Origin of the sequence: Streptococcus parauberis NCFD 2020 (genome assembly GCF_000187935.1) — a bacterium.
In the GTDB taxonomy this organism is placed as follows: Bacteria; Bacillota; Bacilli; order Lactobacillales; family Streptococcaceae; genus Streptococcus; species Streptococcus parauberis.
Map to the genome: position 1 here is coordinate 1,257,520 of NZ_AEUT02000001.1, position 26,556 is coordinate 1,284,075.

20 protein-coding genes are annotated in these 26,556 nt (G+C 35.8%); 8 read left to right on the forward strand and 12 right to left on the reverse strand.

Annotated elements, in window-relative coordinates:
• Window positions 1-81 precede the first annotated feature (81 nt).
• The 3 genes from SPB_RS06285 to zapA all read right to left on the reverse strand — a co-directional run bounded on the left by SPB_RS06285 (window position 82) and on the right by zapA (window position 3,341).
• The gene (locus SPB_RS06285; RefSeq protein ID WP_003104070.1) at window positions 82-2,418 is read right to left on the reverse strand and encodes an endonuclease MutS2; all 2,337 of its coding nucleotides are present in this window, start codon (window positions 2,416-2,418) and stop codon (window positions 82-84) included.
• Between the two features lie 66 nt (window positions 2,419-2,484).
• Entirely contained in the window at window positions 2,485-3,030 is a 546-nt protein-coding gene (locus tag SPB_RS06290) for a CvpA family protein (protein ID WP_003104122.1), read from the reverse strand.
• Between the two features lie 2 nt (window positions 3,031-3,032).
• A complete protein-coding gene (gene zapA, locus SPB_RS06295; protein ID WP_003105645.1) occupies window positions 3,033-3,341 on the reverse strand; it encodes a cell division protein ZapA in 309 nt (102 codons plus the stop codon).
• 118 nt (window positions 3,342-3,459) lie between these two features.
• Here zapA and rnhC point away from each other — a divergent pair, with 118 nt between their 5' ends.
• The 4 genes from rnhC to SPB_RS06315 all read left to right on the forward strand — a co-directional run bounded on the left by rnhC (window position 3,460) and on the right by SPB_RS06315 (window position 7,969).
• Window positions 3,460-4,374 carry a ribonuclease HIII gene (rnhC, locus tag SPB_RS06300; RefSeq protein ID WP_037621363.1) on the forward strand — a complete coding sequence of 305 codons (915 nt, stop codon included), beginning with the start codon at window positions 3,460-3,462 and terminating at the stop codon, window positions 4,372-4,374.
• Between the two features lie 8 nt (window positions 4,375-4,382).
• The gene (gene lepB, locus SPB_RS06305; protein WP_003103516.1) at window positions 4,383-4,976 is read left to right on the forward strand and encodes a signal peptidase I; all 594 of its coding nucleotides are present in this window, start codon (window positions 4,383-4,385) and stop codon (window positions 4,974-4,976) included.
• A 57-nt stretch (window positions 4,977-5,033) separates the two neighbouring features.
• Window positions 5,034-7,436 (forward strand): SF1B family DNA helicase RecD2, encoded by a 2,403-nt coding sequence (gene recD2, locus SPB_RS06310; protein ID WP_003105039.1) that lies wholly within the window; start codon window positions 5,034-5,036, stop codon window positions 7,434-7,436.
• A 77-nt stretch (window positions 7,437-7,513) separates the two neighbouring features.
• The gene (locus SPB_RS06315; RefSeq protein ID WP_003105993.1) at window positions 7,514-7,969 is read left to right on the forward strand and encodes a hypothetical protein; all 456 of its coding nucleotides are present in this window, start codon (window positions 7,514-7,516) and stop codon (window positions 7,967-7,969) included.
• 31 nt (window positions 7,970-8,000) lie between these two features.
• Here the strand turns inward: SPB_RS06315 and dinB are convergent, their stop codons facing one another.
• Entirely contained in the window at window positions 8,001-9,095 is a 1,095-nt protein-coding gene (gene dinB, locus SPB_RS06320; RefSeq protein ID WP_003103230.1) for a DNA polymerase IV, read from the reverse strand.
• 205 nt (window positions 9,096-9,300) lie between these two features.
• Between dinB and pflB the strand changes: the two genes are divergently transcribed.
• Both pflB and SPB_RS06330 read left to right on the forward strand, forming a co-directional pair.
• A complete protein-coding gene (gene pflB, locus SPB_RS06325) occupies window positions 9,301-11,628 on the forward strand; it encodes a formate C-acetyltransferase (RefSeq protein ID WP_003103702.1) in 2,328 nt (775 codons plus the stop codon).
• A gap of 58 nt (window positions 11,629-11,686) precedes the next feature.
• Window positions 11,687-12,124: a GNAT family N-acetyltransferase gene (locus tag SPB_RS06330; protein ID WP_003102732.1), complete on the forward strand. Its 438-nt coding sequence runs from the start codon at window positions 11,687-11,689 to the stop codon at window positions 12,122-12,124.
• A 65-nt stretch (window positions 12,125-12,189) separates the two neighbouring features.
• On the opposite strand, the gene SPB_RS06335 is transcribed toward SPB_RS06330, so the two are convergent.
• The 7 genes from SPB_RS06335 to SPB_RS06370 all read right to left on the reverse strand — a co-directional run bounded on the left by SPB_RS06335 (window position 12,190) and on the right by SPB_RS06370 (window position 22,177).
• Window positions 12,190-14,076, reverse strand: coding sequence for a glycoside hydrolase family 13 protein (locus tag SPB_RS06335; protein WP_003103826.1), 1,887 nt, complete (start codon window positions 14,074-14,076; stop codon window positions 12,190-12,192).
• Window positions 14,077-14,113: 37 nt separating this feature from the next.
• Window positions 14,114-14,971: a sugar ABC transporter permease gene (locus SPB_RS06340; RefSeq protein WP_003104855.1), complete on the reverse strand. Its 858-nt coding sequence runs from the start codon at window positions 14,969-14,971 to the stop codon at window positions 14,114-14,116.
• A complete protein-coding gene (locus SPB_RS06345; RefSeq protein WP_003105898.1) occupies window positions 14,971-16,272 on the reverse strand; it encodes a carbohydrate ABC transporter permease in 1,302 nt (433 codons plus the stop codon). The genes SPB_RS06340 and SPB_RS06345 overlap by 1 nt, the downstream gene beginning before the upstream one ends.
• An 82-nt stretch (window positions 16,273-16,354) precedes the next feature.
• A complete protein-coding gene (locus SPB_RS06350; RefSeq protein WP_003103162.1) occupies window positions 16,355-17,602 on the reverse strand; it encodes an extracellular solute-binding protein in 1,248 nt (415 codons plus the stop codon).
• Window positions 17,603-17,614: 12 nt separating this feature from the next.
• On the reverse strand, window positions 17,615-19,843 hold the full coding sequence (locus SPB_RS06355; RefSeq protein ID WP_003104300.1) for an alpha-amylase family glycosyl hydrolase: 2,229 nt from the start codon (window positions 19,841-19,843) through the stop codon (window positions 17,615-17,617).
• A gap of 658 nt (window positions 19,844-20,501) precedes the next feature.
• Window positions 20,502-21,428 carry a serine hydrolase domain-containing protein gene (locus SPB_RS06365; protein ID WP_037621368.1) on the reverse strand — a complete coding sequence of 309 codons (927 nt, stop codon included), beginning with the start codon at window positions 21,426-21,428 and terminating at the stop codon, window positions 20,502-20,504.
• Window positions 21,425-22,177, reverse strand: coding sequence for a CppA family protein (locus tag SPB_RS06370; RefSeq protein WP_003105403.1), 753 nt, complete (start codon window positions 22,175-22,177; stop codon window positions 21,425-21,427). Before SPB_RS06370 ends, SPB_RS06365 begins: the two co-directional genes overlap by 4 nt.
• Window positions 22,178-22,287: 110 nt before the next feature.
• Here SPB_RS06370 and SPB_RS06375 point away from each other — a divergent pair, with 110 nt between their 5' ends.
• Window positions 22,288-23,205 (forward strand): TSUP family transporter, encoded by a 918-nt coding sequence (locus SPB_RS06375; RefSeq protein WP_003105570.1) that lies wholly within the window; start codon window positions 22,288-22,290, stop codon window positions 23,203-23,205.
• Between the two features lie 94 nt (window positions 23,206-23,299).
• On the opposite strand, the gene gla is transcribed toward SPB_RS06375, so the two are convergent.
• Entirely contained in the window at window positions 23,300-24,148 is an 849-nt protein-coding gene (gene gla / locus SPB_RS06380; RefSeq protein WP_003104815.1) for an aquaglyceroporin Gla, read from the reverse strand.
• Between the two features lie 120 nt (window positions 24,149-24,268).
• Here gla and SPB_RS06385 point away from each other — a divergent pair, with 120 nt between their 5' ends.
• The gene (locus tag SPB_RS06385; RefSeq protein ID WP_003104373.1) at window positions 24,269-26,542 is read left to right on the forward strand and encodes a Xaa-Pro dipeptidyl-peptidase; all 2,274 of its coding nucleotides are present in this window, start codon (window positions 24,269-24,271) and stop codon (window positions 26,540-26,542) included.
• Window positions 26,543-26,556 lie beyond the last annotated feature (14 nt).

Below are 26,556 nucleotides of genomic sequence, written 5' to 3' on the forward strand. Positions count from 1 at the left end.
ATAACCCTATTTTAGGGCAATTAAGTTAAGAATGCAAAAATCTGCTACGGAGATTGATATACCTGCCCAGGTAACAACAGTCTAACCCAAGGTCACAATTGTACAACCTGACCCTCCCGCATTTTGCGGAGCGTAAGCAAAACTCTTAACATGTTTGTTGCGTCTCAAATATTTAGTAACTGCTTCACGAATAACCCCAGTACCAATCCCATGAATGATATCAACTTGACTCATGTTATTAACTAAAGCTTGGTCAATAAAGGTATCCAGCTCTTGCATGGCTTCTTCATAACGTTTGCCACGTAAGTCAAGACGGGCTCTAGGTCCAGAACCTGTTGCTGCTTTCTTAATGACATTAACCATTTGTTTTTTAGGTTTCTGGCTTTCTTCAACAGCCTTAACCAAGGTAAATTCATCCTCTTTGAGGGTCATTTTAATTAACCCCACTTGTGCTTCCCATTTTTGATCTTTTAATTGATTAATTAAAGTACCACGTTGACCATATGCAGAAACAATGATATCATCACCAACACGCGCAGCTCTTAACTTCTTAGCCTGTTTCAAAACTTTATTTTTGGATAAATCAGTTTGAGGTACTAACTTTTTCAATTGTGTCTTAGCTTCAATGACTTCATGTGGTTTCAATTGCGATTTGTCATGTAACTTAGCTAAGATAGACTCACTTTCCGCCAAGGCCAAATCAACAATCTCTTGCGCCTCTTTAGTAACCTTTTCCATTTCCTTATCACGCTCATGAGAAAACTCATTATACAGCTTTTTAACAGCACGATTGAACTTAAGGTTATCCTGCTCGACCTCTTTAATATGTTCAAGACGTTTCCGACTCTCCAAAGTCTGACTTTCTAACTTTTCAATAATCCGATTGACGTCACTATCCGTATCAGTAAAATTCTGAGCGTCCGTCACAATATGACTGGCTAGGCCCAACCGTCTTGCAATTTCAAAAGCATTAGAACGACCAGGCACGCCTTGCATAAAACGATAGGTTGGCTGAAGACTATTACTATCAAACTCCATACTAGCATTTTCAACAAACTCCGACTCAATCCCGTAAGCTTTCAACTCAGGATAATGGGTCGTCGCCATGGTCTTGATTTCTTTCAAGCGAAGTTCTTCTAGAATGGCCATCGCTAAGCTAGCACCTTCTTGCGGATCGGTACCAGCACCTAGTTCATCAAAGAGAACTAGACTATCTGCTGTCGCTTGGTCAAGAATTGACACAATGTGGGTCATATGACTAGAGAAGGTCGACAAGCTTTGTTCAATCGATTGCTCATCGCCAATATCGGCAAAAATTCCATTGAAAACAGCAATCTTCGAACCGTAGTCAGCTAGAATTGGCAAACCAGACTGTCCCATTAACTGAGCCAAACCAAGGGTTTTTAACATGATTGTCTTACCACCCGTATTAGGACCCGTAATAACAATAACTGTTAAGTCTTTAGAAAAGTGTAGGTCATTAGGAACTGGCTTTTGCAAGAGAGGATGACGAACATTCAACAATTGCACTGATTTATCAGCAGTGACAGTTGGAATAGTCGCCTTCTTCTCCTTCAGATAAAGATATTTTGCTCGAACAAAATCTAAATGTCCTAGTAACCAAGCATTATTGGCAAGAGCACGACTATGTGGACGAACCATGGCTGAGAGTTCTTTAAGAATCCGTGCCATTTCATGACGTTCATCAGCATGCAACTGGGTTATTTCTTCATTTAATTGGACCAAAGCTCGTGGTTCAATATAGACTGTATTCCCAGATGCTGAGATATCGTGGACAACCCCTGCGATTTTGTTTCTAAAGGTGTTTTTAACCGGAAGCACGCTACGGCCGTTCCGACTGGCAATCAATGATTCTGACAGATAGTCAGCATGTTTCTTGAGCACATCCTGAAGCGATTGACGAATTTGGTGTTCACTATTAAAAATCTTGCGACGGATGGCTTCCAATTCTGGACTGGCAAAGTTTTCTATGAAGGCCCCATCGTTGATGGCTTGCAGGCTTCCCTGCAACTGAGGAAAAATTTCTAATTTCTCAAATAATTTTTTTAGGGCAACCAATTCAACATTTTCTAAATTCATAAAAAAACGACTGGCTTCGGCAGAGACAAGCAAGAGTTTTTTGATATCTAAGAGTTCCGAAATATTCAAATCAGCATCCAACTCAAGGCGGTGGAGGCTGTCATTAACATCCCGTAAGCTTCCCATGGCAAAATGATGATTCTCAATGAAAATCATCTCCATTTCTGAAATTTCCGTAAAATAATCTTTAATCTTTTCGGGATTGTCTGTTGGAACTAGCTGTTGGAGTTCCACTTTCCCTTGTTCAGTTTGAAGGTAGGTTTGAAATTGTTCTTTAACCTTTTGAAATTCTAACTGTTCTAAAATTTTTATATCCATAAGCTTCATTATACCCTAAATTCCCTATAAAATGAATGAATAAAAGACCAGATGATTTATCTGATCTTATAAGACTTTTGTAATCCATAAATTGCGAATCATTGTTGTCACTGGTGGACAATGCTCAATTAATAAGCGTGTTAAGAAATGATTATGTAGTTGCGTTTGAATACTTTCCATTGGTACAGTTGCTAAAATGCTTAACCCTATGGAAAAAACTAAGACAATAACCAGACTGGCAATGATTCCACTGGCAATATTTGCCTTTTGATTATCATAGTAATCAATTGGGAAAAAATGGGTTAAGATACCAATTAAACGGACGGCGGCATAGGTTGCTAGAAAAATTACAAAGAAAGCAATCCCTGCATAATAGACTTTGCTTAGTTCAAAGATATTGATATCCTTGAAAAAAAGCATCTTTGCACCTTCAGTCGGACTTGAATAAGGCACCCAGAGTGCAATTTTTTTGGCTAAATCAAGATAATGCTGACTTGCCACAAATAATGAAGTTAAGATGCCAACAAAATAAAAGGCTTGTAAGATGATACCACGATTATAACCAATATAAAAATTCCAGAGCATGATAAAAATGATGAGAAGTGATAACATAACTACTCCTCATCCATATCTGCTTGATAAGCTTTTTCTTGTAGACCTTCTAAAGCTCTTTGACGCAATTGATTAATTTCTTGTTCAATTTTTTCGACTTCAATCTCACGTTTTAATTGTGTTGATAATGAATTAATGGCCATTAAAATTGCAACCGTTTCAGGGTCTGCTTCTGGAAGTTTCTCTTTAATGGCATTATACTTTTCAGTAGCAACGCGTTCGACTTCTTCCATGAAGAGATTGTCTTTATCAGTCGTTAATGTTAATGTCTTTTCACCAAAGGTGAACTTGTAACGATTCTTACTATTCATAGGATACCTCTTTATAGCATTATACCCTAATTTCAGCCTTTCGTAAAATAACAAATTTAATCAAATTGTAAGAAGATTGATTACCCTGGACAGCCAAAATTATGTTAAAATATTTCCTATGGAAACCATTGTGATGAAAATGGACGGTTTTCAAAAAGCCAAGCTTTTAAACCGTCTTAATGCCTATCAAACTAGTAATAACAACCCCTATGTTGCCTTTTCAGCAAAGTATAAAGGGGTAACCATTTTATTATACACATCAGGCAAACTGGTTTTCCAGGGATCTGCGACACTAGAGGTTGCTTCGGAGTTTGGTTATCAAGCTCCTGATTCTTCATCTAGTAGAATAGATAGCTCTAAAAATCAAAACCTTGCCCTCATAGGCAGCGACGAAGTTGGCAACGGCTCTTATTTTGGGGGCATCGCCGTAGTAGCAAGTCTTGTGACCCCAGAAGATCATACCTATCTGAAAGAATTAGGGGTTGATGACTCAAAAAACTTAACTGATCCCAAAATTCGTCACATTGCACCATTGTTGGAGGCTAGAATTCCTCATAAAGCTCTGCTATTGTCACCCAAAAAATATAACCAAATGGTCGGACCAGATAAGCCTTATAACGCTGTCTCTGTTAAAGTCGCGCTCCATAATCAAGCCATTTTCTTATTGCTTCAAGAGGGAGTCAAAGCTGACAAAATTGTGATTGACGCCTTTACCAGTCAAGCCAATTATCAAAAGCACTTAAAAAGGGAAAAGAACCAATTTACGAATGTACTGACCTTTCAAGAGAAAGCTGAGAGTGACTTCCTAGCTGTGGCTGTCAGTTCAATTATTGCCCGTAATCTTTTTTTAGAAAATTTAAAGGAGTTAGGGGCAGAATTAGGCTATCAGTTGCCAAGTGGTGCTGGGAAACAATCAGACCAAGTTGCTGCTAAGCTACTTGAAGCTTACGGCATGCCTGCACTAGAATTTAGTGCCAAATTGCATTTTGCAAATACCAAGAAAGCTCTTAGTTTAGCTAAGAAATTACCATAAGGAGTATCATGAAAAATTTTATTAAAGAATGGGGTCTCTTCACATTATTTATGTTAGTATTTGGCTTCAGTCGTATTTTTATCTGGCAACCAGTGAAGGTCGACGGACACTCAATGGACCCTACCTTATCTCACGGCGAACGCTTAATTGTGTTTAACCAAGCAAAAATTGATCGCTTTGATATTGTCGTTGCTCAAGAAACTGAAGATGGTGTTCAAAAAGAAATCGTTAAACGGGTCATCGGAATGCCTGGAGATAAAATCGAATATAAAAATGATACACTTTATGTCAATGGCAAAAAAACTAAAGAATCTTATTTGAAGAAGTTTATTGCCCTCTTTAAAAAAGATCGTCTTCAAAAAACCTATTCATATAGTAGCCTCTTCCAAGAGTTAGCCCGTAACTCAAGTGCCTTTACAGCTGATAGTGAAAACCGAGCTACCTTTAGCATTGACGTGCCTAAAGGTCAGTATTTATTACTCGGGGATGACCGAATTGTTTCTAAAGATAGCCGTGAAGTCGGAACCTTCAAAGCCAAAAATCTGATTGGTGAAGTAAAATTCCGTTTCTGGCCATTTAATCGCATTGATCTTTTAAAATAAAATGAAACCTGCCTGAGGCAGGTTTTAAATTAGACAATTCCTTAGAAAGGATTTGACATGGAATACTTTTTTTCCGGGACTGTTGATCGCATCATTTTCGAAAATAGCAGTAACTTTTTTAAAATCTTAAACCTAATGATTGAAGATACCGACAGTGACTTTGATGACTTTGAAATCATCATTACTGGAACCATGGCTGACATCATGGAGGGAGAAGATTATACCTTCTGGGGGCAATTAAGCCAACATCCCAAATATGGCCAGCAACTGCAACTCAGCCGTTACCAGCGAGCTAAACCAAGTTCATCTGGTCTAATCAAGTACTTTTCCAGTGAGCATTTTAAAGGAATTGGGAAAAAGACCGCCGAGAGAATTGTCTCTTTATACGGTGACAATACGATTGATAAAATTCTTGACGACCCTAGCAAGTTAGAGGATATCAACGGCTTTTCAAAAGCTAACCGAGAAGCCTTTGTAGCTAAGCTAAGAATCAATTACGGAACAGAACAAATCATCGCTGCACTGGTAGAATTAGGATTGTCTAATCGGATGGCCTTCCAAATATACGATCAATATAAAGAAGAAGCTGTCGAACGGGTTAGGACTAATCCCTATCAACTCGTAGAAGACATCCAAGGCATCGGCTTTAAAATGTCTGATAAATTAGCTCAGGAAATCGGTATAGCTGATTCTGCACCTGAACGGTTTCGGGCTGCTCTATTACATAGTTTATTGGAACAATCAATTAGCCAAGGTGATACCTACATCGAGGCGCGTGATTTATTAGCCTATGCTATTGATTTGTTAGAAGACTCTCGACAAATTGAATGTGATCCTGCGCAAGTTGCCCAAGAATTAAGTCATTTAATTTCTGATGAAAAAGTTTATAATGCAGGTACTAAAATATTTGATGCCTCTCTATTTACAGCTGAAGAGGGAATTAAAAATCAACTTCAACGTTTACTAGATACCCCATTTGAGAAACAAATCAGTCAAGATAAGATTGAAAAAGAAGTACAAGCAATTGAGAAGGAATTTGCCATTAGCTATGATCAGGTCCAAAAGGACGCAATTTATCAAGCATTGACCAGCAAGGTCTTTATCTTAACTGGTGGTCCAGGTACTGGTAAAACAACCGTTATCAGAGGAATTCTAGAAGCTTATGCTCGGATTAATGACATTGATTTAAATAAAAAAGATTTACCGATTGTTCTAGCAGCGCCTACTGGTCGAGCTGCTCGTCGGATGAATGAATTAACTGGCCTACCAAGTGCCACTATTCATCGTCATTTAGGCTTAAATGGTGACAATGATTACCAAGCCATGGAAGACTACTTAGACTGTGATTTATTAGTTGTTGATGAATTTTCTATGGTTGATACTTGGTTAGCCAATCAATTATTAGGTGCCATATCATCGAATACCCAAATAATCATTGTTGGTGACAGTGACCAGTTACCGTCTGTAGGACCAGGTCAGGTTCTAGCAGATCTTTTGAAAATTACCAGTCTACCACAAATCGCCCTTCGTAAAATTTTCCGTCAATCAGCTGATTCAACCATCGTTGATTTGGCAAATCAAATGCGTCAAGGCATATTGCCAGTAGATTTTCGAGATAAAAAAGCAGACCGTTCTTACTTTGATGCCATGCCTCAACATGTTCCAACCATGGTCACAAAAATTGTCGCTTCTGCTGTTAAAAGTGGTATCCCAGCTGATGAAATTCAGATTCTTGCTCCCATGTATAAAGGACAAGCAGGCATCAACAATCTCAATCAGCTTATGCAAGAGCTTCTCAATCCATTAGATAATGGTACAGAATTTGTCTTTAATGAGATACATTTTCGAAAGGGAGATAAAGTCTTACACTTAGTTAATGATGCCCAATTGAATGTCTTTAATGGTGATATTGGTTACATTACAGATTTAATTCCAGCCAAGTACACCGAGTCCAAACAAGATGAAATTATGATGGATTTTGATGGGTCAGAAGTAACTTATCCTCGCAATGAATGGTTAAAAATCACCTTGGCCTATGCCATGAGTATTCATAAGTCGCAGGGGAGTGAGTTCCAAGTGGTTATTCTTCCAATCACCCGCCAGAGTGGGCGCATGCTTCAACGGAATCTGATTTATACAGCTGTCACAAGGTCAAAGAGTAAATTAATTTTACTGGGTGAGCACTCAGCTTTTGATTATGCAATCAAAAATGAGGGTGATAAACGAAAAACTTTCCTAGTGCAACGATTTGACCAAGACCTGACAACAGAATCAAGCGACCAATTAGCAAAAATTGATACAGTTGAAAACAGTTCGGACAGTCTAGGACAAGCCCAAAATACTATTGCAAAGCCCTTAGAATCTGAAGAACCAACGATTTTAACGACAGCAAATATGTTATCTATTGATCCACTGATTGGCTTGACTGATGCTGATTTTAAAAATTTTTTTAAAAAATAGGCAATTTATAGTGGACAAGTAGAGTATCTGTGCTATACTTGTCTTGTATTATCAAATGCATACAAATTGGAGGTTTTATGATTTCATATGAAAAGGTGCGTCAGTCACTTAAAACACTAAATATATTTATCATTGTCCTTAACACGATTATTACAATCTTTTCAGTCATTGGTTTGGTCTCAATTATCCTATTTTTAGGTAATGATGAATTCAAAGCAGCCATGCCTGCTGATAAATTAGCTATTATGGAACAAGCAATGACACCATTTGCCATTTTCATTTCAGCATTAGCAATTCTACTAACAATCGCAATTATCGTTCTAACTTTTATAAACCAAAAGAAAATCAAATCTAACCAAGAAATTTCGATTTTACCTTATCTATTAGGTTTTGGATTAGTTGTCGTCAACTTGATTTCAATTCTCTTGTCACAACCAACTATCCTCTCAATCGTCATCCAACTTGTCTTCCTAGCCCTTTATTACTTTGCCTTTTCAAAAGCTAAAACACTGAATGATAAAGAAAATGAATAAATTATAAAAAAAACGCCTATTGGCGTTTTTTTTATAATTCCAAGGAAATATCAGCTTGCTTGTCAGCCAATCCTGACATGGTCACACCTAACAGGCGCACACCACTGTCATTGTCAGCCAAGCTTTCAAAAATTTCAATTGCTGTGAGATTAATCAGCTTAAAATCCCTAGTCAGTCTTTCCAAACTAACCCGTTTGGTCAAGGTCGTAAAATCAGAATAACGAACCTTCAAAATAACTATTTTTCCTAATTTATCATTTTTTTCCATTAAATCAGCTACGCGTTTAGCATTTTTGGTAATCTCAGCCTTAATGTCTCCATCACTAAATAAGAGTTTAGCATAAGTTCGCTCACTACCAATTGATTTTCGAATACGATTTGGTTTGACTGGTGATTGACTGATCCCCCTAGCTTTGCGATAGAGGTCATATCCGAAACGACCAAATTGGTCGATCAATTGCATCTCTGTCAGAAGTAACAAATCATCCCCTTTATAAACCCCCATATCATGCAACTTCTCAACCGATTTTTTTCCAACGCCATGAAATTTTTCTATTGGTAAGTCGGATAAAAAGCTCAGCGCATCATCAGGCAAAACTAGTGTCAATCCCCGAGGCTTCTGATAATCACTAGCTAATTTTGCGAGGAACTTATTGTAAGAAACTCCAGCTGAACACGTTAAATGTAATTCTGTCCAGATATCAAGTTGAATCAGCTTGGCAATTTTCAATGCAGACTTAATCCCTAATTTATTTTCTGTCACATCAAGGTATGCTTCATCAATCGACATGGGTTCGACTAGGTCGGTATATCTTTTGAATATCTCCCGAATTTGAAGGCCAATTTCTTTATATTTACTGTAGTTTCCGGAAATAAAAATTGCTTGTGGACACCGCTCATAGGCTTCTTTTGAACTCATAGCAGAATGAATACCAAATTCTCTTGCTTCATAGCTACAGGTGGAAACCACCCCACGACCTCCAGTTTCTCGCGGATCTTTTGCAATAACTACTGGTTTGCCTTTTAATTTAGGATTATCGCGAACTTCCACTGCAGCAAAAAAAGCATCCATATCGATATGGATTATTTTGCGTGATGTATCATTAATCAGTGGAAAAATCAGCATAGTATACCTCTCTCTGTATTATACAATTATTGCTCAAAGTTGCAAATTTAAATCATATAATACAGTTTGTGATTGATTTTACAACTGTATTATAAAAGAATCTTAATTTTGTCAAGAAATTTGCTTGGGAAACCGTTTCCTATATGTTAAACTATTGATATATAAGTAACAGAGAGTCTGTTACATGATTATTAAGGAGAATCTTATGGCAACTGTAAAAACTAACACAGATGTTTTTGAAAAGGCTTGGGAAGGCTTTAAAGGAACAGACTGGAAAGAAAAAGCAAGTGTTTCACGCTTTGTTCAAGCTAACTATAACCCTTATGATGGTGATGAATCATTTTTAGCTGAAGCTACTGAACGTTCATTAAAAATTAAAAAAATTATCGAAGACACTAAAGAACAATACGAAGCAACTCGCTTCCCATTTGACACTCGTCCATCTTCAATCGCTGGTATTCCTGCAGGATATATCGACAAAGAAAATGAACTTATCTACGGTATTCAAAATGATGAATTGTTCAAATTGAACTTTATGCCAAAAGGTGGTATCCGTATGGCGGAAACTACTCTTAAAGAAAATGGCTATGAACCTGACCCAGCTGTACATGAAATCTTTACTAAATATGTAACAACAGTTAATGATGGTATCTTCCGCGCTTACACTTCAAACATCCGTCGCGCACGTCATGCTCACACTGTAACTGGTCTTCCAGATGCATATTCACGTGGACGTATCATCGGTGTTTATGCTCGTCTTGCTCTTTACGGTGCAGACTACTTAATGCAAGAAAAAGTAAACGACTGGAACTCAATCAATGAAATTGATGAAGAATCAATCCGTTTACGTGAAGAAATTAATTTACAATACCAAGCACTTGGTGAAGTTGCAAAACTTGGTGATCTTTACGGAGTTGACGTTCGTCGTCCAGCTGAAAACGTTAAAGAAGCTATCCAATGGGTTAACATTGCATTCATGGCAGTATGTCGTGTAATCAATGGTGCTGCTACATCACTTGGACGTGTGCCAATCGTTCTTGATATTTTTGCAGAACGCGACTTAGCTCGTGGAACATTTACTGAATCAGAAATCCAAGAATTCGTTGATGATTTCGTTCTTAAATTACGTACAGTTAAATTTGGTCGTACTAAAGCTTACGATACACTTTACTCAGGTGACCCAACATTTATCACCACTTCTATGGCTGGTATGGGTAACGACGGTCGTCACCGTGTTACTAAAATGGACTACCGTTTCTTGAACACTCTTGATAACATCGGTAACTCTCCAGAACCAAACTTAACAGTTCTTTGGACTGACCAATTACCATATGCTTTCCGTCGCTATTGTATGACAATGAGTCATAAACACTCTTCAATCCAATATGAAGGTGTAACAACTATGGCTAAAGAAGGATACGGCGAAATGTCATGTATCTCATGTTGTGTATCTCCACTTGACCCAGAAAATGAAGATCAACGTCATAACATTCAATACTTCGGCGCTCGTGTTAACGTTCTTAAAGCACTTCTTACTGGTCTTAACGGTGGTTATGATGACGTTCATAGAGACTACAAAGTATTTAACGTTGTTGAACCTATCACTTCTGAAGTCCTTAACTACGATGAAGTTATGGCTAACTTCGAAAAATCTCTTGACTGGTTGACTGATACATATGTAGATGCTCTTAACATCATCCACTATATGACAGACAAATACAACTATGAAGCAGTTCAAATGGCCTTCTTGCCAAGTAAACAACGTGCTAACATGGGATTCGGTATCTGTGGTTTCGCAAATACTGTTGATACATTGTCAGCAATCAAATATGCAACAGTTAAAACTATCCGCGACGAAAATGGCTACATCTACGACTACGAAGTAACTGGTGAATTCCCACGCTTCGGTGAAGATGATGACCGTGTTGATGATATTGCTAAATGGTTGATGGAAGCTTACCATACACGTCTTGCAAGCCATAAACTTTACAAGAACGCTGAAGCTTCAGTATCACTTCTTACAATCACATCAAACGTTGCTTACTCTAAACAAACTGGTAACTCTCCAGTTCACCGCGGAGTATTCTTAAACGAAGATGGAACAGCTAACACAAGTAAAGTTGAATTTTTCTCTCCAGGTGCAAACCCATCTAATAAAGCTAAAGGTGGATGGTTACAAAACTTGAACTCATTAGCTAAACTTGACTTCTCACACGCTAATGATGGTATCTCTTTAACTACTCAAGTTTCACCTCGTGCACTTGGTAAAACATTTGACGAACAAGTTGATAACTTAGTAACAGTTCTTGATGGTTATTTCGAAAATGGTGGACAACATGTTAACTTGAACGTTATGGACCTTAAAGAAGTTTACGACAAAATCATGGGTGGAGAAGATGTTATCGTACGTATCTCTGGATACTGTGTAAACACTAAATACCTTACACCTGAACAAAAAGCTGAATTAACTCACCGTGTCTTCCACGAAGTACTTTCAATGGACGATGCAGTAACAGAAGTTAGAAGCAAATAATCATTCACAAAAAGACGTTGTCAATTGACAACGTCTTTTTTTTCGTTAAAATATAGGTATGATAATAAGACAAAGCCGAGATACACTCTCACCAACCTACATAGATGCCGTTAAAATTAGACAGAAAGTTTTTGTTCAAGAACAAGGCGTACCACTATCAATTGAGATTGATGATAAGGAAGCCCTCTGTCTTCACATTGTCGCCTACGACGACAAAGATATTGCCTGTGCAACCTGCCGAATCTTACCTGATTCCAAGTTTAACAAGGTAACTCTACAACGAATGGCTGTGCTTGCTAACTACCGAGGACAAAAACTAGGCCAATTCCTTATGCAAGAAACCATTGCCTACTGCAAAAAGCAAGGCTTCAAAACAATGGAATTACATGCACAACTAACTGCCAAACCATTCTATGACAAACTAGGATTTACTTCCCAAGGAGACATCTTCCAAGAAGCTGGAATTGATCATCAGACAATGGTAAAAGAGCTTTAATCTAAAACCACCCCGTCAAAAATAGTGATGGGGTGGTTTTGTATTTTAAAAAAATCTTTATTGAACTATGTTAAAGAAATTATTCCGGATTCCTTCTCTGGAATCTCGATTTCAAGTTTTTCTTTTTCTTGTTTAATCTTAATATTACCTAATACTGTTTTTCCTTCCTTCGTTTGCATGCCATAGTTATCTAAGTCAATAATAAGTCTTCTTTTTTTCTTTGCTTCTGACCAAATAAAAATATACATTTCTTCATCAGTAAATCTAACAAAGGAGAAAATATCAATATATTCTCTTAAAATTTTAAAGCTACCTTCTTGCAAGCTACTTTTATTTGTTTTCAAAGTAGCTAATTGTTTAAATATCTTTTGAGTTTCTTTTTGTTTCTTCGTCAACTTACCTGACCAATTCATAGGATATCTAGTCCCTTCATGGTTTCTACTATGTCCACTTAATAATATTTCATCTCCATACCAAATACTTGTTGCACCAGGTAAACCAAATAGTGTAATAACAGCACCAATAAAAGATGTTAATTCAACATTATTCTCATGATATAAGCGTGGTACATCATGAGAGTCAATTAAATTAAACATTTGATATTGAATTTGCTCAGGTATTTTATTTTTAAAATGAAGTATTCTTTTCTCTAACTTTAAAGCATCCATTTGATTTGGCAGATTTGAAAATTCAGGTGTTCGATCTAATAGCAAATCTTTTGCACCTGCGAACTCCCTTAGCGGTCTTGCAACCTGAAAATAATTCATTGTTGTATCCCATTGAGTACCATCATACATTTGCCATGCATCTGTCCATTCTTCAGCAATGATAGCTGCATCTTTTTTTGTTTTTTTAATTTCCCTGTATATTTCTTTCCATACTTCATGATACAAGTCTACTTCTTCATTTCTTGCCATGACGTCAGCAACATCAAATCGCCAGCCATCAATATTGTATGGTTCTTTTAAATATTTTTTTATAACTGAATCTTCATCTCGATAAATAATATCTCGTAATTTTGCTGACGAGTAATTGAGCTGAGGCATTGTTTCAACACCAAACCAGGAGAGATATGTATTGTTATCTTGGAAAAAGTAATACTCTCTTTCTTTGGACTTAACGTTATTATATGCACCAGTCCCATCAGGATAAAATTCGTTCGTTTTATTGAACCATTTTGATGATGAACTTGTATGATTAATTGAAATATCAAGTATGATCCGCATTCCTCTTTTATGAATTTCTTTTGTTAATGCAATCAGGGCCTCATCACCACCCAAACTTGGATCTATTTCAAAATAATCTAAAGCATCGTATTTGTGATATATTGGTGATTTGAAAATTGGATTTAAATAAATGGCATTAACTCCCAATTTCTGTAGATAATCTAGTTTAGTTATGATTCCCCACAAATCCCCGCCATAAAAATCCATAGCATTCGTCTTTGAATACGGTAATGGTTTATCATCCCAGTTCATGATGACAGGCTTATTCCCATTATAAGTGTACTTATCTTCAATTATCTTTTCCGAATCACCTATACAGAATCTATCTGGCATGATTTGATAAAAAACAGATTTAGCCAACCATGAAGGGGCATCATAATTAATAAGTATTTTAAAATTTGTACTATCGTCAGGAAGATAATCTGAAATTCCCTTTTGTGTGTAATAATATAACTTATTTTCTCCTAAAATATAAAATTGATATGAAAGTTCTTCATCGTAACAAATCAGTGTATATTCATAATAGATTAAACCATTTAACTCACGACTTTCTTTCATCTCTTCTACTATTTCAACACCCAGTCTTTTATATTTAAGAAATATCTTATAGAGGTTATTTTTCTTTATTCTTATAGCAATTGTAATTGATTCTTTTCTACGAGGATATGGATTAGACACAAATTGACGAGTTGAATCTGAGTAAACAGATTGCAATATTTTGTTCATTATTACTCCTTTTTAAATTTAAAATTTCATTATTTACTTATCCCTTAGTTCCACCTTGCAACAAACCTGAAACGAAATGTTTCTGAAGAATAAAAAATAAAACTGATATTGGTAAGGCTACTAATATAGCACCTGCTGCAAATAGTGTAATTTCTTGTCTTTTCGGATCAGTGATAAAAGTCTGCAATCCTACAGCAATTGTAAAGTATTCTGGAGACCTAAGCAGAAACTTGGCTAACATAAAATCTCCAAATGGCCCCATAAATGCCCAAAGTGCCTGAACAGCAATCATTGGACGAACCAATGGAAGAATAATTGAATAAAATATTTTAAAATGACCAGCTCCGTCAAGTTTTGCTGATTCATCTAAATCATAAGGAATCGTATCAAAATACCCTTTCATCAACCAAGTATTCATTGGGATTCCTCCACCTACATAGATTGCAATTAAAAACCAATATTGATTTAAAGCATTAAATAACCATGCCATAACAAAGAAAGCTGTTAATGATGCTGTTGTTGGAACCATTTGTATAACTAGAAAAAATAATAGACTTTTCTTTTTACCGATAAAATTATATCGACTATAGGCAAAACCAGTTAGTGTAATTATTAGTACTTGTATCAACATTGTAGAGCAAGCGATGATTAGGGTATTCAAATACCATTTTATATAGTTAGTTTCAAAAAATAACCTTTGGAAATTATACAGCGTATAATTTTCTCGTAAATTGAGAGAAAATGATACAACATTTCCAGCTCTAAAAGCTGAACTTAAGGTTACCATTACTGGAAATAATATTATTACTGATAAGAATAGTAAATAGAGATAAGTTAACCCTTGGCTTACTAATTTTTTATAAATACTTTTGTAGCTTTTTATATTTTTAGCCATTAGTTACCTCCCATATTAAATGAATTAAATTTTCTAAAGCTAATTAAAGAAACCATAATAATCAACAATGAAATAACTAATGTTACTGCCGATGCCATTGAAAATTGAGGAGAATTTTGAGTAGTAAGTTTATAAATCCATGATATTAATATATCCGTTGAACCTGCACCTCCACCAATGCTACCAGGTCCACCATTATTAAATAAATAAATTACAGAAAAGTTATTAAAATTAAAAGTGTATTGAGTAATAAAAGTTGGTGATGAAACTGCTAATATCATAGGACAAGTAATTTTCCAAAACTTTTGATTTCTATTTACACCATCGACTGTTGCAGCTTCATATAATTCATTTGGAATTGATTGTAAAATACCAGTCGTTAATATATAAATATAAGGAAAACCCAACCAAGCTTGTATTAATATGATTGCAATTTTAGACCAAAAAGGATCCGTTTTCCACGGTATTAATTCGAAACTAAAAAACGGGAAAATCTTTTCAATTAATGGTATTACTTGTAAGTTCATAGCACCAATAGAATCGTTAAAAAAATTACTAAAGCTCATAATACTTACAAAAGCTGGAACTGCCCATGGTAGTAAAAAGATAACCCCAAATATCCTCTTGAATTTAACGAACTTTTGATTCATTACTAGTGCAGTGAATACACCAATGATAATTTGCAAGCTAGTCGCAAAGAAAGTCCAAATAACGGTCCATGTGAAGACAGAACTAAATGCATTTCTAAAAGTACTCAGTTGAAGAATATTAATAAAATTTTTGGCACCTACCCATTCTATTAATCGATAAGGTGGGATATGTTTGAAATCATAATTTGTAAAGGCGATAAAAATGGTTACCAGAACAGGAAACACAATTACGAAAAGCATTAATAAATAGGCTGGAATGACTAAAAGATATGAAAAACCATTCTCAACTAGGTTAGAAATCATTTCGTTTCTATTTTGACTTACTTTTTTACCCATTTTTAATTGACCTGCTACAACTTTTGCATCATGAAGATTATAAAGGTGGAAACAAATCATAAGACTGAATATAATAATTTGCATTGTGCCCTCAATAAGCAAAAATAGTGAGTGATCTTCCATTGGTACCTTTCCAAGTGTTATCAGCCCCGATACTGCTGAACTACCCCAAAAAGTGATTTCAATAATTTCTAACAGAAAAATCATGACAAACAATATTCCTTTTGTCTTCTGATGATTATAAATTTGACCTAATCCAGGTATAAAAGATAGCATAATTGCAATTTTTTCATTATGGAGTGTACTTTGTTTCATAAGTTACCTTTCTAAATACATTTGAGAAAAAATAGCTGAACATTTTTCTAAAGAAATGTTCAGCTTTATAAGTTAAGAAAGACTAATTCTTACCATATTTTTGTTCAATAGTATCTTTTATTGTTTTTAAAGCATCTCTTATTGCATTCTGTGGTATTTTTTTACCTGAAACTGCATCAAAATACATTGTAGCTGATGGTCCCCATACTTCTGCCATCTCAGGTATATTTGGCATTGGTTTTGAAGAATTAAATTGTTTAATAACAGCTGTGGTTAATTCATTCTTTTGGTCTAAAGCATATTCTCTTGCTTTTGTGGTTGCAGGTATCTCCTGAGTAGAATCATAAAATTTCTTTTGATTTTCAAACGAGGTCACAAATGAAATAAATTTTTCTGATGCTTTCTTATTTTTTGAATAATTTGAAACAACCCAAGCTTTTCCACCTGCGAATGGACTATACTTTTTACCATTTGGTAAAACTGGAATTTCTGATACTCCAAAGTTCAATTTCGCTTCTTTTAATGACGCGGCTACCCACGGACCTTCAATAATGGCAGCTGTCTTTTTAGAAAGGAATTGATCTTTCACAAAGTTTCCAGCTTTTGTTGTATCTTGCATCCCTTTTGGCCAAGTATCATACCACTGTTTGGCATATTCCAGAGCTTTTTGTGAATCATTTGCAGCTAAACCAATGTCACTTGCTTTTGTACCATTTTCACCAAATGCGTATCCACCATAACCGGCTGTTAAGCCATATGCAAAATAAAAATTAGTCCAGTTCGCCAAGAATGCGGTATTTTTCCCTTTTTCTGTTTCAAATGAGTATTTAGGATCATTTTGCAGTGCTTCTAATTCTTCAAAAGTCTTAGGTGCTCCCTTTAAAAACTCTTTATTGTAGTATAAAACAAGTGTCTCAATTACATTTGGTGCTCCATAAATTTTCCCATCTATTGTAACTAATTGTTTTAGCTTTTCTTCATATTGATCACTATTTTTTAATTTTATTTCAGAAATATGTCCATCAGTAGATAAGCCACCAACTCTATCATAAGGTGCCATTAATACATCTGGACCTGCCCCAGTTGGACCATCTGTTGGTAAATTTGTAATAACGTCACTTTGATCAACAACTTTTACATTTAATTTTATTTTATTTTCTTTCTCAAAGTCTTTTTTTATATCATTCATGTACTTAACGTATAATTTATCAACAGCAACAGTTAATTGTTTATTCGACTTTGAATTATCATTACTTTTTGATGCTGAACATGCTGACAATAAAATTACAGAACAAAGTCCAATGGTAGTATATATTATTCGTTTTTTCATGTTTTTCTCTTTCTATTTATTCCAAACATACAACGGCGTATCAATAACACCAGCACTTTCTACAGATGATTTTACTTTCCTATTAGGAATTTTGTCTTCCCATGTAATATTCCCATTCCCATCTTTTTTGATAAATTTAAATTCGATTTCTTTTCCTTTAGGTACACTTACTGGAAGGTACCATTCTGGATGATTTGGATTAAGCAACGATTCAGTACATTTTTTAACATCCCAATTACCTAATTCTGCGACATTTCCTACTAAATAAATTTGCTCTCCTGGTCTAGTTTCTGCCTTTATTTTAAAGACAATTTGATTTTGATCGTCTGTTAGAACATGGTAACTAAAACTATTTGATGTTTTTCCATTTTTTTCAATTGTAATATTATTTACACCTGGAGCTACATCATCAGGTACCACAGTTTCGATAATATTCGATGTTTTTGAGATGACTTTTGCTACTTTATCACCGAATTTTACTTGGACACTTCCATCAAATGCTTGTCCATAGATATAAATTTTCTCACCTGCCTTTCCCATTGTTGAAACAACATCACCAATATGAGCATCACTATTATTTTGTTTTTTAAAAGTCCATATGCCAACTTCTCCACCTTTCAATGTTAATGAATCAATTTTACCTTCTTTGACTTCTAATTTTTCACCATTTAATAAACCATTCAAATGGTCATGATATGTATCATCAGGTAGAGTGGTAATTATATTGTTAATGGTATAAGTTTTATCTGGTTGACGATTTATTGCAACTAAAACAACATCATCAAAGAATTTCCTTTCATAGATAATTGTGTTTTCATCGGATTTAACAATAGTTGTCTTTCCAAAAGCAATAGCATCATTAGATTGTCTTAAAGATGAAATTTTATTTATTAATTGGTATTGTTTGGAGTTAGTATCAAACTTACATTCTTTCTCCATAAAAATCCTGCCAGCAATATCACTATTCTCATTAACTTTTACATGTTGTTCAGTCCCATAATAAATATTCGGTATTCCTCTTGATGTTAATAAAGCCGCCAAGCCGGCGTTGAAAGCTTTTTCATTGGGTTGATATTTACCAAAACGAGTAACATCATGATTATCAATAAATGTCACAGCTTGATTTGGATATTCATAGTTTTTTTCAGTATAATCTAACATATTTCCAAAATCACTCATCGGTTTTGAAAAATCTCCAAAAGTACTCGTCAAAGAACGAAACATTTCAAAATCAAGATTATTTACGCCGGTTTGTTTTGGAAAATTTACAAATTCATCATACTTTAAAGACGGTCTACTTATAAAAAATTCACCAAAATGCGAAATTGTTACATTTGAAGAAATACTATCTTTTAACCCTTTGACAAACGATGGACTCATATGTAATGTTGCATCATGCCTTAAACCATCAATTCCAAAAGTAGTCCAGTAATTGACAGCTTTTTCTAAATAATTGACCACTTGGCTATTCTCCTGAGAAAAATCTGAAAGGGAACCTAGTTCTTTATTTCTATAGGCCCATTTACTTTCATCATTTCCTCGATCCCCAAAATGGTGAAACCAACCATCTTTATCATTATTCGGATCCGCAATTAGATTTTCTAACTTGCCATCTTTATTGTAGTCATAAGGATTACCATCATTATCTATAGCATAAGTACCATTTGGCAACTTATCTGGCTCGTATAATTTTCCATCCTCATTCTCATTATTTTTAGTTGGGTTATGACCACGACTTGTATGATTCGTTACAAAATCGATAACAAGTTTTATATTATTTTCATGAAGTTTATCTCTCAACTCTTTAAATTCATTTAAAGTTCCAAAGTGTTTATTTGTAGCATAATAATTTCTAACATGATAACCATGAAAACTTGTCCAGGAATCATAGCCGCCATTTTCTTTAAAATCTTTTATCTCATCATCACGATTTTCGTATGGTGCTGAAATCCAGACTGCTGTAATTCCCATGCCTTTCAGATAGTCAATTTTATTTATTATCCCTTTCCAATCTCCTCCTTGAAATTTTTTTAGATCTTTTCCTTGACCATCAAATAAGTGTTTATTCTTATCAGAAAGTACGTTATTTGTTTTGTCTCCATCCACAAATCTATCAGTAATAATTTGATAGATAGTATCCTTCGAATTAACTGGACCAATAGATTTGTTCTCTGCAAATACCATTGATGGAGATGTAGCAAGCACTAACAGCTGGCCTAACAATAAAATTCTTTTTTTCAATAGCTCCTCCTAAATTATGCAATTTTACGCAAGCGTTTTCTTTTAATAAATTATATTAACATTAATCTTAAATGTCAATATCGTTTGCTGTTTTTAATTATTATTTTTTGTAATCTTACAAAAAAATCCCTCTCATATAAAGGGATGAGCGTATTTATAACAGTTTAGGCTCATATAAAACTTTTCAGGATCAATTTCGTTTTAAACTACTTAGATTTTGTAAAATAGAACCATAATCTCTTATTAAGGAACTTACATATGAAAAATTCAACTCGTGCACTTCTGTCATGTATACTAATTATTGGTCTTAATGTCATGATTGGCAGATGGCTATCCATACCATATCAAGCCATAACTTTTCTTCAAATAATAGTTAATTTTTATTATCTCATGCTTTACCTCTGTACTATTGATCCCAAAAAGAAATTTACCACATTTCAAGAAACTGGCAAACTTATGTTGCTTAACATCAAAAATCAATGGAAAAACCTTCTTGTGTGTCTCATTTCCATTTTAGCTTTCTTCCTCCCACCCTTTAAACCAATCAATGTCTATTTGGGCTGTAATTTTTTCTTCATTTGTTTTCAAACCTATCATATCTTCAGTATTAATGGTTTAGAACCTCAACAAAAAAATAAGCCTTCCTAACTAGGGAGGCTTATTTAAAACTGTCTTTAATAGCTTGCATTAATATGTCACGTTGACTAATCCAATGCGCTCGGTCATCTTTGTCATAAGTTCTATTAGTTAAAAAAACAGCAGCTTGTTTACGATCATTGAACATAATGAAGGGTCCAGTATAGCCTGTATGGTCTAACCAATTATTTTTTTCAAGTCGCCATGCAATTGACCGTTCTTTAACTTGTTGGCTATAATTTTGAAAAAGATTTTGAGCAAAGTCATCTTCCATATAATGATTCAAAAATAATTCTAAATTCTTAACAGTAGAAAAGAGTCCAGCAGATCCTGCATGATTTTCTAAGACTTTGGCTTTAGGATCATGAACAAAGCCATCATTTACTCCATTAACTGTTGGAACAGCTTCTGTTCTTGGTCCGAAAGTCGTTTTGGTCATCCCAAAAGGTTCAAAAACTTCTTCTGTAAAGAGTTGATCCAAACTTTTACCTGTCACTTCTTGCAACATAAAGCCAAGTAATAAGAAGTTCACATCTGTATAATGAAATGTCTTATCAGAAGTAACTGTCAACTGATTCATGGCTTCTTTTAATTGAACAGCATCCAGTTGGTCTCGGTTAGGGATGTAGGGATCCAGTCCGCTGGTATGAGTTAATAGCTGGCGCAGCGTCACCCGATCATCATGAAAACTAGGATAATACTTGGTTAAAGAAGCATCTAAGTCCAAAGCTCCGCTATTAATCATAAAAATACAAATAGTTCCGACGCCGACAACCTTGGAAACACTGGCTAAATCGTAGACTAAGCCAGGCTTGACAGGACATTTCCCATCGGTGGTACCAATGTAGTACTCTTGCCATTTTCCCTGTTCAAAAAGGGCTAAAGTAGCCCCATGATATTCTTTGTCTTGAATCTGTTGTTCAATTAATTGCAACAGCTTTTTTCTCATTTTGTAAACCATAATTCAATCTTACTTAAATCACTGACCACTAGAATTTTTTCTTTTTTATCAAGATAAACTTCTAGTCCTTTTGCTTCCAGTTCTTCTTTATAAGCTGCCAAGTCCATTTCAACTGGCACGGCCATTTCAATGATTTCTAGATCCCAAGCAATTTGTGGCTCAATTTCCAAATCTGGTCCTTCTGCTGCCATGAATTGGATATCAATTGGTAATTGTCCTTGGAAAGTATCTTGATAAAAAGCTTTAGCTTTTTCTTCATTTGGTACATTGATGACAATTGTTTCAAAGGAGAAATCTGGTAGGCCTTTAAAGTTGTCATCTGCTGTTAATTCTGGCATGTCAGCAACTTCTAATTGGCTGATATCATCTTCAGAGTGCAACAAATAACGGTCTCCTTCTGGGGAAACTGTCTCAAAGGCGTAGCCATTTGTTCCTTTAAATAAATTATCAACGCTTGCACCATTTGCCAAAAGGCTTTGAATCGCATTAGCATCACTGGTTTTAATTACAATAGTGTTCAGTTTCTTAGTTCCAACGACCGCACGTGTGCGAACTGATGGTGACTCTTCAATGACAAAACGTTCCTTGCCTTGTCCATATGATGAAAAAATAGCAATGGCATTTTCTTCAGAAACCAAACGCATTCCTAAACTTTGTTTGTAAAAATCGATATTAACTTGACGATTATTGACTCTAACTACCGGAGTAATAAAGCTTACATTCTTTAATAATGTCATGAAATCCTCCTAATCCTCTGTTATTATAGACAAAAAATGGTTATTTGACAAGAAATTATGCGCTAATTAGCCAATTGACCGCAGGGACTTTTTTTTGTAAACTATTATTTATGAATGAAAACTTAATTCTCCACCTAATTCAAGTTTTGCTAGTTCTAGCAATTCTTTTTATTTCTGTCACACTTGTTCGTCATCTTAAAGAACATCAGATTAATCCCTCTAAACGATTCTTCACCGGATTTTGGATTGGCCTTATTACAGATGCACTGGATACACTTGGCATCGGCTCATTTGCGACAACGACCTCCCTCTTTAAAATGACTAAATTGGTTGAAGATGACAGCAAACTTCCAGGTACCATGACTGCCGCACACGTCATTCCCGTCCTAATTCAGTCCCTCTGCTTTATCTTTGTCGTTAAAGTCGAAGTATTGACTTTGGTCTCAATGGCTGGCGCAGCCTTCCTAGGAGCCTACTTCGGCACAAAAATCACCAAGAACTGGCATACACCGACAGTTCAGGCCATCTTAGGATGCTTACTCATCCTAGCATCCTTAATTATGACTTTTAGAATGATTACCAACCCTGGCTCTGACATCGTACATTCACTCCATGGTCTCCATGGTATCTGGCTCTATGTTGGGATAGCTTTTAATTTTACAATTGGAGTCCTAATGACTATGGGACTTGGAAACTACGCCCCTGAGCTAATTTTCTTCTCTTTGATGGGACTAAGCCCAGCAGTGGCCATGCCCGTCATGATGCTAGACGCTGCCATGATTATGACTGCATCAAGCCGACAATTTATTAAAGGTAACCGCGTTTCTTGGACAGGCTTTGCTGGTATCGTCATTGGTGGTGTGATTGGCGTTTTAATTGCCGTCTTTTTCCTAACAAACCTTGATATCAATAATCTAAAAAAACTAGTTGTCCTAATTGTTATCTTTACAGGGATTATGTTAATCCGCTCATCAATTGCCTCTAGGAGACAAGAAAAAATCCAAGGACTAGTTGAAATTGAGTCATAAATTGTCATATAATCAAAAAACTAGAACTGCTAAGCAGTTCTAGTTTTGCGTTAATTAACAAAAAAAGAAGACAATGTTTGTCTTCTTTTGCTTATTATTTGATGTATAGGTATTTGAATAATGCTACCGCAACAATACCTGCAAGGATTGGAGATAAAACCGGAACCCATGCATACCACCATTTTGAATCACCTTTTGCTTGACCTAAAACTGATTTAGGTAAGAAATGGTGAACAATACGAGGACCTAAGTCACGTGCAGGGTTAAGTCCAGGACCAGTAGGTCCGCCTAGTGAGGCTACTAAAGTCATAACTAAGAAACCAATACCCATATGAGCTACAGCAAGTGAGCCTGAAGTAAATGGTGCCACTTGTGTTTCAGCAGCTGCTTTATCATAACCAGCAGCTACTAATTTACCAACTAATTCTGAACCAAAGAAGTTTTTAGTCAAAGCCATAGCTCCGAAGAAAAGGATAAATGAACCAGCAAACTCGTTTGCAAAACCATTAATGATTGAAGGTTTACGACTTTCAACCGAACCATCATCAAGTGCAGAGATAGTTGAGAATGATCCTAAAATTGGATTTGGATTTTCAGTTTTACGGAAATATGGACCATAAACACCAACAACAACTAATTGACCAAAGATAGCACCGAGCAATTGTGCAATGATATAAGGTGCAACATGTGCCCAAGGGAAAAATCCTGATACCGCAAGTGCAATAGTGAAGGCTGGGTTAATGTGGTTACCAGAAACGTTACCAAACATCAATGCTGGCATCATAACCCCAAATCCATAACCAAAGGCAATGATAATCCAACCTGAATTATGTCCTTTAGTTCCTTTTAAGTCAACATTTGCAACAGAACCATTACCAAGAATCAATAGTAAAGCAGTTGCAAGAAATTCTGTGATGTACTTCACAGCCCATGTAATTTCCATTTTTTTTAAAATCCTCCAGATTTTTATTAATTTAGACAAGTACCATTTTATCAAGTATAATAGACAATGTAAAGTTCATCCAACAAATTAAAACGTTTACTTGGAGGTAGACTAAATTTTATGAAGTATAATCAATTTTCTTATATACCAGTTACAAATGACCAAGCCTATTCTGAACTCACTGCATTAGGCTTTACAATCACCAAAGAAATGACTAACAAAGAAGCTCTTCAGTCATTCGTATCCACTTGCTATCTTCATCAGCCTGATAAAGATTATGCTTTTTCACTCTTACTTGCTGATCAAGACACTGATTTATTAAGCTTTTTCCAGTCAGATGCGGTGCTAACTGCAGAGATTTTTTATTATGTGACACTACAACTCCTTGAATTCGTTCCTGGAGTGGATTTCACTGTCTTAGACCAATTCCTCAGTCAACTGGACTTCCCAATTACCTACAATGCAGATGAAATTCTAGTTAATCTGCACCAGCTATTGGCTACAAGACAAAAAAATGGGATGACTCTGATTGACTATTTGGTTAGTCAAGGCTTTCTATCAATGGATAATGATTACCACTACTTCAACGGTAAATCGTTAGCTACTTTTGACACTAGCAGTTTGATTCGCGAGATTGTCTATGTTGAAGCACCAATTGATACAGATAATGACGGCAGAACAGACTTGATTAAGGTCAATATTATTAGACCCAAAACGAGTCATAAAATTCCAACCATGATGACGGCTAGTCCATACCACCAAGGTGTAAATGAAGTCGCTAATGACAAGAAGCTCTACCAAATGGAAGGGGAACTTGCTGTCAAAGAAGCCCATGAAATTCACTGCAAAAATCAATTAATTGAAAAAATGCCGACTACTGATGCGGCACTTCCAGTTACTGGCAGTCAAGAAAGCTTTACTTATATCGACTCATACACCCTCAATGATTACTTTTTAACACGTGGATTTGCTAATATCTACGTCTCTGGCGTGGGGACTGCAGGTTCGGATGGCTTTATGACGAGTGGGGATTACCTTCAAATTGAAAGCTTTAAGGCTGTTATTGATTGGTTGAATGGCCGTGCAAAAGCCTTTGCTAGCCACAAACGCGACAGCTATGTCCTTGCCACCTGGTCAAATGGATTAGTGGCAACAACAGGAAAATCCTATCTGGGGACCATGTCTACCGGGCTGGCAACCACCGGAGTTGATGGCTTGAAAGTTATCATAGCGGAAGCTGGCATCTCATCTTGGTACGACTACTATAGAGAAAACGGTTTGGTTTGCAGCCCTGGTGGCTACCCAGGGGAAGACCTGGACGTACTGACAGAACTAACTTACTCCAGAAGCCTCTTGGCTGGTGACTATCTCCGTCAAAAAGATAAGTACCAAGCCATGTTAGCAGACCAGTCGCAAGCTTTAGACCGTACCAGTGGGGACTATAACCAATATTGGCACAACCGCAACTATCTCTCGCATGCTGACAAGGTCACTTGTGATGTGGTTTATACACATGGTCTTCAAGACTGGAATGTTAAACCAAAACAAGTTTACAACATTTTCAACGCTCTTCCTGCTTCGATTAAAAAACATCTCTTTCTTCATCAAGGACAACATGTTTATTTACACAACTGGCAATCCATTGACTTTAAAGAAAGCATGAATGCCTTGTTATGTCAAAAATTATTGGACCTTGAAAATGAATACCAATTGCCAACAGTAATTTGGCAAGATAATAAAGCAGCACAGACTTGGAAGACTTTAGAATTATTTGGTGGTTCAGACAGCCTCCAGTTACCACTGGGAGACGGTTTAGCGACTATTAACAATAATTATCCAGAACAAGAATTCACAGCATATGGTAAAGATTTTAGGGCATTTAAGGCGAGTCTATTCTTAGGGAAGTCAAATCAAATCCACATCGATCTGACATTGGAAGAGGATCTCTTGATAAATGGGCCTGTTACTCTAGACCTAAAGATTAAATCTTCAGTCAATAAGGGACTTTTATCAGCTCAGCTATTGGACTACGGAAAAGCCAAACGACATAGTGATTTGCCCAGTGTTTTAGAGCTAAGAACTATTGATAATGGTCAGAACTTTGCACGTGAAGATCTAAAAGAATTGCCTTTCAAAGAGTCGGACTACCGTGTAGTTTCTAAAGGGGTTATCAACTTGCAAAATAGATCTGGGCTTTTGCAGATTGAGGAGGTTATTCCTGACCAATGGATGACCCTTCAATTTGATTTGCAACCAAGTATTTATCAATTAAAAAAAGGTGACCAGCTACGTTTAATTCTTTACACAACTGACTTTGAACACACAGTTCGTGATAATGAGGACTATCAGTTGACAGTGGATTTAAAGGCATCTAAACTAAAGATACCGAAATAAGTACAGAAACATAG